The organism is Janthinobacterium salmonicoloratum (assembly GCF_051380845.1).
Classification (GTDB): Bacteria; Pseudomonadota; Gammaproteobacteria; order Burkholderiales; family Burkholderiaceae_D; genus Janthinobacterium; species Janthinobacterium lividum_F.
On record NZ_JBNYXV010000001.1, the window covers coordinates 772331 to 786353 of the forward strand.

The 14023-nt window shown below is 62.6% G+C and carries 10 protein-coding genes; 7 read left to right on the forward strand and 3 right to left on the reverse strand.

Going from position 1 to position 14023, the window contains the following annotated elements:
- Positions 1–86: 86 nt before the first annotated feature.
- Entirely contained in the window at positions 87–1295 is a 1209-nt protein-coding gene (locus ACQ4WY_RS03580) for an MFS transporter (RefSeq protein ID WP_436502855.1), read from the forward strand.
- 12 nt (positions 1296–1307) lie between these two features.
- Here the strand turns inward: ACQ4WY_RS03580 and ACQ4WY_RS03585 are convergent, their stop codons facing one another.
- From ACQ4WY_RS03585 to ACQ4WY_RS03595, 3 genes are all read right to left on the reverse strand, one after another.
- The gene (locus ACQ4WY_RS03585; protein ID WP_436502857.1) at positions 1308–2897 is read right to left on the reverse strand and encodes an aspartate:alanine exchanger family transporter; all 1590 of its coding nucleotides are present in this window, start codon (positions 2895–2897) and stop codon (positions 1308–1310) included.
- Positions 2898–3174: 277 nt separating this feature from the next.
- Positions 3175–5463, reverse strand: coding sequence for a 5-methyltetrahydropteroyltriglutamate--homocysteine S-methyltransferase (metE, locus tag ACQ4WY_RS03590; protein WP_436502858.1), 2289 nt, complete (start codon positions 5461–5463; stop codon positions 3175–3177).
- A 302-nt stretch (positions 5464–5765) separates the two neighbouring features.
- Positions 5766–6800 (reverse strand): LacI family DNA-binding transcriptional regulator, encoded by a 1035-nt coding sequence (locus ACQ4WY_RS03595; protein ID WP_436502859.1) that lies wholly within the window; start codon positions 6798–6800, stop codon positions 5766–5768.
- 398 nt (positions 6801–7198) lie between these two features.
- On the opposite strand from ACQ4WY_RS03595, the gene araD reads away from it, so the two are divergent.
- From araD to ACQ4WY_RS03625, 6 genes are all read left to right on the forward strand, one after another.
- A complete protein-coding gene (araD, locus tag ACQ4WY_RS03600) occupies positions 7199–8866 on the forward strand; it encodes an L-arabinonate dehydratase (protein ID WP_436504384.1) in 1668 nt (555 codons plus the stop codon).
- Positions 8867–8903: 37 nt separating this feature from the next.
- Entirely contained in the window at positions 8904–9716 is an 813-nt protein-coding gene (locus ACQ4WY_RS03605; protein WP_436502860.1) for an HpcH/HpaI aldolase family protein, read from the forward strand.
- Between the two features lie 75 nt (positions 9717–9791).
- On the forward strand, positions 9792–10895 hold the full coding sequence (locus ACQ4WY_RS03610) for an ABC transporter ATP-binding protein (protein ID WP_436502861.1): 1104 nt from the start codon (positions 9792–9794) through the stop codon (positions 10893–10895).
- Positions 10896–10941: 46 nt separating this feature from the next.
- The gene (locus ACQ4WY_RS03615; RefSeq protein WP_436502862.1) at positions 10942–12204 is read left to right on the forward strand and encodes an ABC transporter substrate-binding protein; all 1263 of its coding nucleotides are present in this window, start codon (positions 10942–10944) and stop codon (positions 12202–12204) included.
- A 75-nt stretch (positions 12205–12279) separates the two neighbouring features.
- Positions 12280–13194, forward strand: coding sequence for a carbohydrate ABC transporter permease (locus ACQ4WY_RS03620; RefSeq protein ID WP_305055815.1), 915 nt, complete (start codon positions 12280–12282; stop codon positions 13192–13194).
- Positions 13191–14021 (forward strand): carbohydrate ABC transporter permease, encoded by an 831-nt coding sequence (locus tag ACQ4WY_RS03625; RefSeq protein ID WP_034755232.1) that lies wholly within the window; start codon positions 13191–13193, stop codon positions 14019–14021. Before ACQ4WY_RS03620 ends, ACQ4WY_RS03625 begins: the two co-directional genes overlap by 4 nt.
- The last annotated feature ends 2 nt before the right edge of the window (positions 14022–14023 follow it).

A 14023-nucleotide genomic window follows, 5' to 3' on the forward strand; every position in this document is an offset into this window, starting at 1 on the left:
AGGGCATGCCAATGCATAACAGCGGCCCAACACCGCCTTTACCGGCGCAAGCCGTTTATCGAATGACCAAATAAAGGATATGAACCATGAGTACGTCTCCCTACGCTGCCGCAGAAACCGCTGTCCACCACCCTTGGTTGGCGGTCACCGCCGTAGGCATGGCCACCTTTTCGGTAGTGACGACGGAAATGCTCCCGGTCGGCCTGTTGACGCCGATTGCTGACACCCTGGACACCTCTACCGGAACGGCCGGCCTGATGATCTCGCTGCCGGCATTGCTGGCGGCCTTGTTCGCGCCGCTGGTCGTGATCGTATCGGGAAGCCTGGACAGGCGCAAAATTCTCTGTGGTTTGCTGAGTCTATTGGTGATCGCGAACATTGCCTCGGCCTTGGCGCAGAACATGGCGTGGATGCTGGCTGCACGTGTTCTCGTCGGTTTTTGCATGGGCGGAATCTGGGCCATTGCCGGTGGCCTCGCTTCCCGGCTTGTTCCGGCTCGCTCAAGCGGCCTGGCAACATCGATTATCTTCGGTGGAGTCGCGGCCGCTTCTGTGCTGGGTGTGCCGCTAGGCGCACAAATCGGCGACTTTGCAGGATGGCGCTGGGCCTTCGGCGTCATGGCGCTGTTCAGCAGCCTGGTACTGGCGCTGCATCTGGCCGTCATTCCCCCACTGCCCGCTGCAGGTTCGACGACCTTGCGCCAATTCGCCAAACAGTTGCGCAACAGGCAGTTGCAAGCGGGGCTGCTTCTGACGCTGTTGCTGGTGACCAGCCATTTCATGGCCTTTACCTTCGTGCGCCCGCTACTGCTGTCAGTGTCGGGTTTTGATGCGCAATGGCTGGGTGCACTGCTGTTTTCCTATGGCTTCGCGGGCATCATTGGAAACTTCCTGGCCGGTGTGGTTGCGGCGCGGCGCACGGCGCCAACCATCACCGCTATCTCGACCGGCCTGCTGCTCACGCCGCTGCTGTTCCTGGCTATCGGCGACTCCGGCATCGGCGGCGGCATGGTGTTGCTGGCTTGGGGACTGGCCTACGGTGGCGTATCGGTCGGACTGATGACCTTGATGATGAAGGCGGCGCCCGGGGCCGTGGAGATAGTCTCTGCCCTGTACGTGGGTATTTTCAATATTGGCATTGCGCTCGGGGCGTGGACCGGTGGCCAGGCCGTGGACAGGCTGGGCCTCTCAGCCAACCTCTGGCTTGCCGCGAGCTTCGCCGCCGCTGCTTTGCTGCTGTCTTTTGGCATCGGCTTTGTTGAGGCCAACAAGCAGCCTGGCGCTGCACGGAATTGACTCTGGCCGCAATCAGCCATACAAGTGCAGCAGCACCTGCACGGCAACGATCTTGACGATGGTCATGCTGGGGAAAATCATGGCGTAGCCGAGGTTGGGCCGATCCGACTTGGCCAGGCGGTTGGCGAACACCAGCACGGCCGGGTTGCCCGTGGCGCCGGCCGCAATGCCCAGCAATTCAGGAAACGGCAGGCGCAGGAAAACCTTGCCGAGGATCACCACAAGGGCCACCACCACCAGCACCGTCACGGCACCGAGTGCCAGCATGGGCAAACCATCGGCGCCCACTTGCTGCACGAAGGGCAAGCCGGACGCCATGCCGACGGAAGCGAGGAAAATCGTCAAGCCATAGTTGCGCATGACCAGGTTGGCCGACAGCGGCAAGCGCCAGCTGATCTTGCCGACTCTGCCCAGGCGCCCCAGGATCAGCGCCATCACCAGGGGGCCGCCAGCCAGGCCCAGGCTAAACGAGCCTATCCACGGCAAGGGGATCGGCACCAGGCCCAGCAACACACCGAGCACCATGCCCATGCCCAGCGACACATAGCTGAACTCGGCCGTGGCCGTGATGGAATTGCCGAACAGCTTGCGCACCTCGGCAGCATGTTTCGCCGGCGCAATGGCCATCACGCGGTCACCGAATTCCAGGGTCAGGAACGGATGCGGCAAGATCATGGCGTCGCCGCGGCGTATGAACGCGATCTGCAGGGGAAAATCCTTGGCCAGGTTCAGCTCGCCCAGGGGCACGCCAACGATTTCCGCGTCCGATACAAACACTTCCGTGCCGTCGAAAGCGCTGCGGTCCTTCATCAGCCGGCCCGGGTCCAGGTGGCCCAGCGCCGTGCGCGCCGCTTCCACGCCCGCCACCGTGCCCGAGACCATCAAGGCGTCGCCCACGCCGAGCACCAGGCCCGGATCGGGCAAGCGGTTCTGGTGACCCTGGCGCACGCCGATCACTTGCACGCCCGCCAGAGGACCATCGGCCAGTTCGGACAGGGCCGCACCCGCCAATTTCACTTCATCGATGGTAATTTCGGACACGACGATGGGCGCCGGCGGCGGCGTCAGCACGGGCTTTAATATCCGCCCGGCCAAGTACAAGCCCAGCATGGGGCCGACCACGCCGAACGGATACGCGACGGCATAGCCGACGGCCGCATCACCATTGCCGTGCGATGCCTCCAGCGCCGCCTGCAGGGCCGCCGTGCTGGTCATGGCGCCGGCAAACACGCCGCTGGCCATGCGCAGGGAAATATCGATCCACTGCCCGCCCCAGATCGATACAGCCAGGCCGCCCATCACGGCGGCAAAAGCGATCAGGTTGTGTTTCTGCCCGGCGCCGCGCAAGCCGGCGAAAAACTGCACGCCGTACTGCACGCCGATGCCATACAAGAACAGCAGCAGACCGATGGAGCCGACCATCGGCGGCGGCACGGAAGCGGGGGCGAACGCGCCCAGCGCCAGCCCCGCGAACAGCACGCCGCCCACACCCAGCGAAAAGCCGAATACGCTGATGCGCCCCAGCGCATAACCGGCGCCGATGACGAGAAACAGGGCGAGGATGGGCGTCGACTCCAGCGTGTGGCGAAACAGTTCAATCATCAGGGCAACCTTGGTCTGGGGAAGGCCCAGTTTAGCATGCACAAAAGCAACACGATGGCGGTGATGACAAGCAAGCGTGTGCGGCAACATGCACCGTAAAAAGGGCAAAAAAAAGCCCGCTACGGGAGCGGGCTGAATCTAATTCCTGTGAGGAAGTAGAGGAGACAGGTGCAATGATGCCGCATCGCAGCAGAACAAGCTAATTGTATGTTGTGATGACAGAAATACGATTGTTCTATATCTCAGCCATGCCGGCCTCCCCTGCCCCTTCGCAAGCTTATGCCACGTTGTCGCCGCGCAGGGTTTTCGCTGCCGCCACCATGTTGGCCAGCGCGGGGATGACTTCTTTCCAGCCGCGCGTCTTCAGGCCGCAATCGGGGTTGACCCACAGACGGTGCGCAGGGATGCGCACGGCCGCCTTGCGCATCAGTTCTACCATTTGTTTCTGGCTCGGAATGTTAGGCGAGTGGATGTCGTAGACGCCAGGGCCGATTTCGTTCGGATAGTTAAAATCATCGAAGGCGTCCAGCAATTCCATGTCGGAACGCGAGGTTTCAATCGTGATCACGTCCGCATCCATGTCGGCAATCTGCGCGATGATGTCGTTGAATTCCGAATAGCACATGTGCGTATGAATCTGCGTCTCGTCGGCCACGCCATTGGCCGTAATGCGGAACGATTCGACGGCCCAGCGCAGGTACTCGGCCCATAGCGATTTACGCAGTGGCAAGCCTTCGCGCAGCGCCGCCTCGTCGATCTGGATCACGCGGATGCCGGCCTGCTCCAGTTCCTGCACTTCGGCGCGGATGGCCAGCGCCAGCTGGTAGCACGACACGGAACGGGGTTGGTCATCGCGCACGAAAGACCAGTTCAGGATGGTGACGGGCCCCGTCAACATGCCTTTCATCGGCTTATCCGTCAGCGACTGGGCGTAGGTGCTCCACTCGACCGTCATGGCGCGCGGGCGGCTGATGTCGCCGAACAGGATGGGCGGCTTGACGCAGCGCGAACCGTACGATTGCACCCAGCCGAACTGGCTGAAGGCATAGCCGTCGAGCTGCTCGCCGAAATATTCCACCATGTCATTGCGTTCCGCTTCGCCGTGCACGAACACGTCCAGGCCCAGAGTTTCCTGTTCCTGCACGCAATGGGCAATTTCCGCCTGCATCAGCTTTTTGTAGCTGGCTTCATCCAGCTGGCCGCTGCGGAACTGGCTGCGCGCCTGGCGGATTTCCGCCGTCTGCGGGAAGGAACCGATGGTCGTCGTCGGATACAGCGGCAGTTGCAGCAGCGCAGCTTGCTTGGCAGCACGCTCGGCATATCCGCTGGCGCGCTGGCCCAAAGCCGCATCGATACGGGCCACGGCCGCTTTCACTTCAGGATTATGTACGCGCGGCGACTGACGGCGCGCTTGCACGGCCACATGATTGGCACCCAGCGCCGCTTGCACGGAGGCGCGGCCATGGTTCAGTGCGCCGGCGATGGTGTGCACTTCATCGAGCTTTTGACGGGCAAAGGCCAGCCAGGACTCGATATCGGCATCGAGCTTTTGCTCACTGTTCAGGTCGACGGGCACGTGCAACAGCGAGCACGATGGGGCGATCCACAGGCGCGACTGCAGGCTGGCGTGCACGGGTTCCAGCCATGCCAGCACTTCGTTCAAGTCCGTCTTCCAGATATTGCGGCCATTCACCACGCCCAGCGACAGCACGCTGGTGGCGGGCAATCGGGCGATGACTTGATCGACTTCATCGCGGGCGTTGATGGCGTCCAGGTGCAAGCCTTTGACCGGCAATTTGCACGCCAGTTCCAAATTATCTTGCAGCTTGCCGAAATACGTGGCCAGCAGCAGTTTGACGTTATTGACTTTGCTCAAAGCGTCATAAGCCGTGACCAGCGCCTGCTGCCAGGCGCTGTCGAGTTCCGTGACGAGTATCGGCTCGTCGATCTGTACCCATTCCACGCCCTGGGCTGCCAGTTCCTGCAGCAGTTGCACGTAGACGGGCAGCAAGCCTTGCAGCAGCGCCAGCTTGTCGGAATCGTCCTTGGCCTTGCCCAGCCACAAATAGGTGACAGGGCCGATCAGCACGGGCTTGGCTTTCACACCGAGCTGGCGCGCTTGCGCCAGCTGCTGCTGCAAGCGGCTGCTATCGAGCTTGAACTGGGTGCCGGCCGCAAATTCCGGCACGATGTAGTGATAATTGGTGTCGAACCATTTCGTCATTTCGCCGGCGTGGACGCAGTTGCAATCGCTGTCGCTGGCCGAGCGGCCGCGGGCCACGCGGAAATAGTTATCGAGCGCCGCGCCACTCAAGCCACGCACGCGCTGCGGCAAATTGCCCAGAGTAAAACTCAGGTCCAGCACCTGGTCATAGAAGGAAAAGTCGCCGACGGGCGCCAGGTTGAGCGCGTTCTGGTCTTGCCAATGGCGCTGGCGCAATTCGGCGCCATGACCTTCCAGCGCTTCCAGGGTACTGTTGCCCTTCCAATAGTCTTCCAGGGCGAATTTCAGTTCGCGTTTGGCGCCGATGCGCGGATAGCCCAAATTATGTGTCGTGACGGTCATGGCGGGAATGCCTCCTAGTGAAGTGTGAAGTCATCATAGAAGCTTTCATCCATGAAAAATAATGGTAAAACTTCATACATCCATTATTAATACTCATGTGAACGCATATTCGAACGCAGGTGGGGCAATTCTTCCTGTCCAAGACGGGCAAAAAAAAGCCCGCTGCGGGAGCGGGCTGAATCTAATTCCTGTGAGGAAGTAGAGGAGACAAGTGAATGATGCCGCATCGCAGCATAGCTATCCAATTGCATGTTGTGATGATAGAAATATGATTCATCAATATCTGCAGCAGCCTGGGTATCTCAGGCGCTGGCCCGCGCGATCAGCTGGTAGGCCAGCGGCGCCAAGGCCGGTGGCGCGGCGCCCTCGTCCACTTCGCCCAGGCGCTGCAGGATGGCTTGCGCTGCCAGGCGGCCGATGTCATAGCGGGGCACGCGTATCGTCGTCAGCGCTGGCATGAGTTTTTCCGAGAACGGGAAGTCGCCAAAGCCCGCCACCGCGCATTGCTCGGGAATGCGGATGCCCAGGCGCGCCGCTTCATAGATGGCGCCGGCAGCCATGTTGTCGTTGGCAAAAAACAGCGCGTCGGGATGCTCGGCGCGCGCCATTTGCTCGCTGAACACTTGCCCTCCCGCATCGAGCGGCGCCGTCACCGATGCCTGCACGACTTCCGCACGCAAGCCCAGTTGCTGCATGGTTTCCTCGTAGCCCTGGGCCCGCTTGCGGGCGCGAAAATCGCTCTCGATGCCGCTGTCGACGTAGACGATGCGCCGGTAGCCTTGCGCATGCAGATACAAGGTCATGTCGCGCCCCGTGGCAATATGCGAAAAGCCGATCTGCGGATACGGCCGCTCGGGGCGGATATCCCACGTCTCGATGACGGGAATTTGCAAGCCCGCCAGCAAGGTTTCCGTGGCGGCGCTGTGGTCGGCGCCCGTCAGCACCAGCGCGCGCGGCGACCAGCCGAGAAAGGCGCGCACCACCTTTTCTTCCGTCTCGATGGAATAATCGTGGGTGGCCAGCAACAACTGGTAATTGTGCTGCGACAAGGTCGTCGACAAGCCCTGGATGGTTTCCGCAAAGATGGAATTCGACACGCTGGGCACGATGGCGCCCACGATGCGGCCCTGGGTCGAGGCCAGCCCGCCGGCCGCCTCGTTGCGGATATAACCGAGCTGGTCGATGGCGCTCTTGATGCGCTCGCGTGTTTCCTGCGACACGCGGTCCGGCTCCTTGAAATAGCGCGACACGGAAATGGCCGAGGTCTGTGCCAATTTGGCCACATCGAACACGGTGCTGCGGCCGAGGCCACGCCGCTTGCGTACTGGGTCGTTCATGGGTACTGCCTTCTCAAAAATCGGTGATCACCATGCATCATGCCATGGCGGGCTGCACAGGGGATGCCAGAGTGATGCCAGTGCGCTGCGGCGCATGCCGGCAGGACCAAGGAAATTTCACCCTGGAAATTGGCGCCAATGAAATCATGCCGATAGTGTAATGGCTGCGCGCCGTCCCCCTGCATTAAATCTGTTGACAGCCCCCTGCGATTCAAATTATATTTCGCTGTACTTGCAATGTTAGCGCTAACAAAGGCTGCAAGCAAGACCCGAGACAGCAGCACTGGAACGCCATACGCAGCGCGCCAGGCATACGAAAAGGACACACATTGAGCTCCGCTACCTCCCGCCGCACGCTGGAATCCCTGCGCAGCCAGCGCTGGCTGGCCCCAGACGACATGCGCTCGTTCGCCCACCGCCAGCGCCTGCAGCAGATGGGCTTGCGCCGCGAGGAATTCCTCGACCGCCCCGTCATCGCCATCATCAATACCTGGAGCGACCTGTCGCCGTGCCACTCGCACCTGCGCGAGCGGGCCGAAGCCGTCAAGCGGGGCATCCTGCTGGCCGGTGGCTTCCCCGTCGAGCTGCCGGCCCTGTCGCTGGGCGAAGTGATGGTCAAGCCCACCACCATGATCTACCGCAACTTCCTCGCCATGGAAACGGAAGAACTGCTGCGCTCGTTGCCCATCGACGGCGCCGTGCTGCTGGGCGGCTGCGACAAGACGACGCCCGGCATGCTGATGGGCGCCATCAGCATGGACATCCCCGCCATCTTCTGCCCTGCCGGCCCCATGCTCAACGACCGCTACCGTGGCCAGAGCGTGGGCGCGGGCACGCACACCAAGAAATTCTGGGACGATTACGTGGCCGGCGACATCGCCAAGCCCGAGTGGATCAAGCTGGAAGCGAAGATGACGCGCTCGCCCGGCACCTGCAATACCATGGGCACGGCCTCGACCATGACGTCCATCGTCGAAGCCATGGGCTTTACCTTGCCTGGCGCCACCAGCATCCCCGCCATGGACGCCAATCACGTGCGCATGGCCTCGCAATGCGGCGAGCGCATCGTCGGCATGGTGTGGGAAGACTTGAAGCCGTCGCGCTTCTTCACCCGCGCCGCGCTGTCGAACGGCGTGGCCGCCTATATGGCGCTGGGTGGCTCGACCAACGCGGCCATCCACCTGGTCGCCATCGCCGGGCGCGCCGGCCTGGCCCTGTCGCTCGATGAAATGGATGCGATGGCGCAAAAAGTACCCGTCATCGCCAACCTCTTCCCGTCCGGCGACAAGCTGATGGAAGACTTTTTCTATGCGGGCGGCATGCCGGCCCTGCTCAAGGAAATCACGCCGCTGCTGGACTTGACGGCCTTGACGGTCACGGGCCGCAGTCTGGGCGAAAATATCGCCGACGCCGTCTGCCTGGACGATAGCGTCATCCGCAAGGTGTCGCAGCCGGTGGCCGACGGCGCGGCGCTGGCCGTGCTGCGCGGCAATCTGTGTCCTGGCGGCGCCGTCATCAAGCCTTCGGCCGCCAATCCGAAATTCGCCCGGCATCGCGGGCGGGCACTCGTGTTCGACTCGAACGCGGAGATGCTGGCGCAAATCCACGCGCCCGACCTCGATATCGATGAAAACACGGTCCTGATCCTGCGCAATGGCGGCCCCATCGGCGCGCCCGGCATGCCGGAATGGGGCAATTTGCCCGTGCCGAAAAAGCTGCTGCAGCAAGGCATCCGCGACATGGTGCGCATCTCCGACGCGCGCATGAGCGGCACCCATTACGGCACCTGCGTGTTGCACGTCACGCCGGAAGCGGCCGTGGGCGGCCCCCTGGCCCTCGTTCGCAACGGCGACATGATCGTCCTCGACATCGCCGCGCGCACCCTGAACATGGAGGTGACGGACGAGGAACTGGCGCGCCGCCGCGCCGAGTGGCAGGCACCGGCGCAAAAATATGCACGCGGCTACACCAAGCTGTACATGGAACACGTGACGCAGGCCGACCAGGGTTGCGACCTGGACTTCTTGCTGGGCAACGCCGCTACGCCGGAGCCGCCGATTTTCTGACGCCGCCGCCTTCCCTACATATATAGAGAGCACAACTATGGATATCCTGGACAACCCTTTCCGCGCCTTGCTGGCGGACAATGCAGTACCGCTGGGCAGCTGGCTGATGGCCGGCACGCCCGTCACGGCCGAAGCCATGGGCTGCGCCGGCTTTGACTGGCTGGTGCTGGACATGGAACACGTGCCCATCGACTACCAGGACGCCTACCAGATCTTGCAAGCCGTGGGCGGCACGCCGGCCTGCCCCGTCGTGCGCCTGGCCTGGAACGACCTGGTGCAGATCAAGCGCGCGCTCGACATCGGCGCACAAACCCTGATGTTCCCGTTCGTGGAAAACGCCGATGAGGCGCGCAGCGCCGTGGCCGCCACCCGCTATCCGCAGCCGGGCCAGGCCATTGCCGGCACGCGTGGTTTTGCCGCCATGCACCGCGCCAGCCGCTATGGCACCGTGCCCGACTACGCCACCCGCGCCAACGGCGCCGTGTTTTCCATCATTCAGCTGGAAACACCGGCCGCCCTGGCGCAGCTGGAAGAGATCGCCGCCGTCGATGGTGTCGACGCCCTGTTCGTCGGGCCCGGCGATCTATCGGCCGCGATGGGCCATATCGGCAATATCGGCCACCCGGAAGTGCAGGCGGCGATTGCCGACGCGGCACGCCGGGCCCGCGCCATCGGCAAACCCATCGGCATTGTCGGCCCCTCGCCGGAAATGGTGCACACTTTCATCAGTTACGGCTATGACTACGTGGCCATCGCTTCGGACATGGGCATGATGATGCGCCAGGCCAATGCCTTCATCACGGCCCTGAAACCGTCGCTGGCGAAAGCCCTCGACACGGGCGCCTACTAATTATTCTGCTGTAACGCACTGTTGTAACGCAGATAGCGCGCTCAGACGCGTCATTCGCATCTTTTGGAGACAAGCATGTCAGGTGTAAAACTGGAAAAGGTCGTCAAGAAGTACGACAACGGCGTCGAAGTCATTCATGGCATCGACCTGGAAATCAAGCAAGGCGAGTTCGTCGTCTTCGTGGGGCCATCGGGCTGCGGCAAGTCCACCCTCATGCGCATGGTCGCGGGGCTCGAGTCCATCACGGGCGGCACCATCTCCATCGAGGGACAGGTCGTCAACGACTTGCCGCCGCGCGAGCGCGACATCGCCATGGTCTTCCAGGACTATGCGCTGTATCCGCACAAGTCCGTGTTCGACAACCTGGGCTTTGGCTTGAAGCTGCGCAAGTTTCCGAAGGCGGAAATCGAACAGCGCGTGCGCGCCGCCGCCACCATTCTGAAAATCGACCATTTGCTCGACCGCAAGCCGCGTGCGCTGTCCGGCGGCCAGCGCCAGCGCGTGGCCATGGGCCGCGCCATCGTGCGCCAGGCCAAGCTGTTCCTGTTCGATGAACCGCTGTCGAACCTGGACGCCCTGCTGCGCTCGGAAATGCGCACGGAAATCAAGAAACTGCACCAGCGCATCGGCGCCACCACCATTTACGTCACGCATGACCAGGTCGAAGCGATGACCCTGGCCGAACGCATCGTCGTGCTGTCTGGCGGCAACATCATGCAGGTTGGCACGCCGGACCAAATCTACAACGAGCCCGTGTCGAAATTCGTCGCCGGTTTCACGGGCTCGCCGCCGATGAACTTCCTCGGCGCCAAGGTGGCGCGCAACAGCGCCGGCCAGTTTGACATCGTACTGGGCGCGGCGCGCCTGGCCCTGCCGCCCGAGCGCCAGGCGGCGTGCGGCAAGCTTGATGGCCGCGCGGTGGAATTCGGCATCCGCCCGGAAGACATCACCCTGGAAGCGGCCGGCACCGCCAGCGCCGCACTGGCCGCGACAGTCGTGGTGGTCGAGCCGCTGGGTGCGGAAACCCTGGTCATTTTCCAGTGCGAAGGCGGCGAATTGACGGCGCGCCTGCCACCCACCTTCGCCCTGGCGCCAGGCCAGCAAGTCACGGTACAGCTGGACATGGAGAAATTCCATCTGTTCGATCCGCAAGGGGGCGCGGTACTGCCCTCCCGATAAGCCGCGAACGACCGGCATACACATTCCAAAAACAGGAGACAACATCATGCGTATCAAATCCCTCGTCCTGGCGCTCGGCGCCACCTTCGCATTGACCACCGCCCTGGCCACCGGCGCGCACGCGCAAACGGTCAAGGTTTTCGTCGGCGGCCAGGAGCGCCCCGAAGTCATGCGCGAACTGTTCGCCAAGTTCATGGCCGCCAATCCCGGCGTCAAGATCGACCTGGAAACGGGCGGCGCCACCTCGGAACTGCAGCAGAAATACCTGAACACGGTGCTGTCGGCCGGCGATACGACCCTGGACGTATTTCTGATCGACATCATCCGCCCGGCACAGTATGCGTCGGCCGGCTGGATCGAAAGCCTGGACAAATACCTGGGCGCCGACCGCGACAAGATCATGGGCCAGTACTTGCCCGCCTACAAGCAAGCCAATATGGTCGACAACAAGGTCGTGGCCTTGCCGGCCTTTGCCGACGCCATGTTCCTCTACTACCGCAAGGACTTGCTGGCCAAATACAAGCTGGCGCCGCCGAAAACCTGGGATGAGCTGGCCACCGTGGCGCGCACCATCCAGGCCGGCGAAAAGAATCCGGAACTGCAAGGCATCAGCTTCCAGGGCAAGGCCATCGAAGGCGCCGTCTGCACCTTCTTGCTGCCGTACTGGAGCCAGGGCGGCGAACTGGTCACCAATGGCAAGCTGACCCTGGACAAGCCCAAGGCGGAAGCGGGCCTGGCCATGTGGCGCAAGCTGGTCGACCAGGGCGTGGCGAAAAAGAACATCGCTGAAGTGGCCACCGACGATACGCGCAAGGAATTCCAGGCCGGCAACGTCTTGTTCGCCGTCAACTGGGGCTATGCCTGGAACCACTTCCAGGATGGCGCCGACAGCAGCGTAAAAGACAAGGTGGGCGTCGTCAGCCTGCCGGCCATGGCGGGCGGCAAGCCGGCCTCGTGCATCGGCGGCTGGCAGTGGGCCGTGTCCTCGTTCTCGAAGAACAAGGAAGCGTCGGCCAAGCTGGTGCGCTGGCTGTCGAGCCCGGAAGTGTCGAAGCAGCTGGCCCTCAAGGCCTCCAACCTGCCCGTCTACCCGTCCGTCTACCAGGACAAGGAAGTGCTGGCCGTCAATGGCTGGTTCGCCGACGCCCTGCCGGTGGTGCAAAGCGCCCGTTCGCGCCCCGTCACGCCGCGCTACAGCGAAGTGTCGGAAGCCGTGCGCGTCAACACGAATGCCGTGATGGCGGGCGTGAAAACGCCGGCGGCGGCCGTGGGCGAGATCGAAAACCGCGTCAAGCGCATCCTGCGCTAAGGGGATCGAGCCCGGCCGCCACGACGGCGGCCCGGGCGGCACACGCATACGCACACCGCAACAGACGAGGAAATCATGAGGCAACGCACCCTGAAAAGCCGCATCACGGACCCCAGCGAAACAACGCTGGCCTGGGTCCTGCTGACGCCGGCGATTCTCTTTTTACTGCTGATCGTGGCCTACCCGGTCAGCAAACTGATCTACAACAGCTTTTTCGACATCCGCCTGTCCGGCGGCAGCCTGCCCAGTTTCGTGGGCCTGGACAACTACAAGATGGCGCTGGAAGACGCGCTGTTCTGGAAGTCCCTGAAAAACACCGTCATCATCACCGTCGTGACGGTCCCGGGCGCGCTGGTGGCGGGCCTGGGCCTGGCCATGCTGGCAAATATGCCGTTCAAGTACCGCTGGCCCGTGCGCCTGGCGCTGCTGTTGCCGTGGGCCTTGCCGCTGGCCTTCGTCGGCCTGATCTTCGCCTGGTTCTTCCACAGCGAATACGGCCTGGTGAACGACCTCATCCGCCGCATCGACCTGCTGATACCCGGCCTGGGCTGGGAACCGCAGATCTGGTTCAATTCGCCCGCGCTGACCATGGCCGCCATCTGCATCACGACCATCTGGAAAACCTCGTCGTTCATGGCGCTCATTTTGCTGGCCGGCCTGCAAACCATTCCCGCCTCGCTGTATGAAGCGGCCGAAGTGGACGGCGCCAGCAAGTGGAAGCAATTTACGGAAGTCACCCTGCCGCTGCTGGTGCCATCGATGCTGGTGGCGCTGATCTTCCGCACCCTGACGGCCATCCAGTCCTTCGACATTCCCTACAACATGCCCGGCCCTGGCGACGAAACCAAGACCCTGGCCATGTATATCCAGTCCAATACCGTCGATTACCTCGACGTGGGTTACGGCTCGACCCTGGCGGTCTTCATGTTCCTGCTGTCGATGGCCACCACGTTTGTGTATCTGAAATATGTAAGAGGAGACAAAGAATGAGCGGCCTGTTTTCATCGAAGCGCCTGCGCTGGTTCGCCGCCGCGATCGTCATCCTCAACGGCGTCTTCCCCGCCCTGTGGATCCTGTTTACCTCGCTGAAGACCGAAAGCGAACTGACGCAAAAGCCGATCACCTACTGGCCGCACGAACCGACCATCGGCAATTTCATTTCCGCCTTCCAGGACCAGCCGCTGCTGACGTTTCTCACCAATAGCCTGATCGTGGCCGGCCTGTCGACCCTGCTCAGCCTGTTCATCAGCGCGCTGGCCGCATATGCGATCGCCCGCTTGCGCCTGCGCTTCCGTGGCCTGATCCTGACGGCCATCATCGGCGTGTCGATGTTCCCGCTGGTGACCCTGATGGTGCCGCTGTTCGAGATCATGCGCAGCCTGGGCTTGCTCAATTCCTACTGGGCGCTGGTGCTACCCTACACGGTGCTCAACCTGCCCATCTGCACCCTGATGATGGTCAGCTTTTTCCAGGATATCCCGCGCGACATCGAGAATGCGGCCATGCTCGACGGCTGTACCCGGCTGAGCGCTCTGTGGCGCATCGTGCTGCCGCTGGCCGCCCCTGGCGTGGCCACGGCCGCCATCCTGGCGTTTGTGAATTCCTGGGACGAGTTCCTGCTGGCGCTGTCGATGAATTCGGCCGTGGCTTACCGCACCCTGCCCGTCGGCATCCAGCTGTACCAGGGCGAGTTCGCCTTCCCGTGGCCGATCATTTCGGCGGCACTGGTGGTGGCCATCGTGCCCATCGTCGTGCTGATCGTGATTTTCCAGGAAAAGGTCGTCAGCGGCCTGACCTCGGGCGGCTTGAAGGGCTGAAT